General features: G+C 72.0%; 1 protein-coding gene. It reads right to left on the bottom strand.

The genetic code is table 11. From position 1 onward, the window contains the following. Positions 1-62 precede the first annotated feature (62 nt). Positions 63-518, bottom strand: a 456-nt coding sequence (locus CVH10_RS17130; protein WP_181244448.1) for a nitroreductase family protein, incomplete at its 5' end; no start/stop codon positions are given.

Here is a 518-nt window from a genome sequence, read left to right as displayed (position 1 = left end):
TGCCGAGTTCGGCGATCAGCACGAGCAGCGCGTCGAGGGTTGCGCCGGACACGGTCATGCGTTCAGCCGAACAGTGCCGACGGCTCGCCCCAGCGGTCGTCGAACACCATCGACGCCAACGGCTCGCGCCGCGCCCAGCGTTCCTGCTGGAGCATCGGTTCTTCGTAGAACTCGTGGACCGGCCCGAGGCACAGCAAGGCGATCGGCTCGGCGCCCGTGGGCAGGCCGAGCTGCGCCGCGACCTCGACCGGGTCGAACAGCGACACCCATCCCATGCCCAGCCCTTCGGCGCGCGCCGCGAGCCACAGGTTCTGGATGGCGCAGGCGGCCGATGCAAGATCCATCTGCGGCAGCGTGCGGCGGCCGAACACATGCGGCTCGCGGCCGTCGGCCAGCGTCACGCGCTGCGGCGCCAGCGCGGCGGCGTCGACGAACGGCACCTGTAGCCGGTAGCCGATGTTCGCGCCTTTTGGCGGCGGTGTGCCGCGGCGACCGAAGCCGCTGGCGAAGCCGCCGCC

The organism is Halomonas sp. ND22Bw, assembly GCF_003011945.1.
Classification (GTDB): Bacteria; Pseudomonadota; Gammaproteobacteria; order Pseudomonadales; family Halomonadaceae; genus Halomonas; species Halomonas halophila.
The sequence above is the reverse complement of the archived record's forward strand: the minus strand, read 5'-3'. Positions and strand labels throughout refer to the sequence as shown.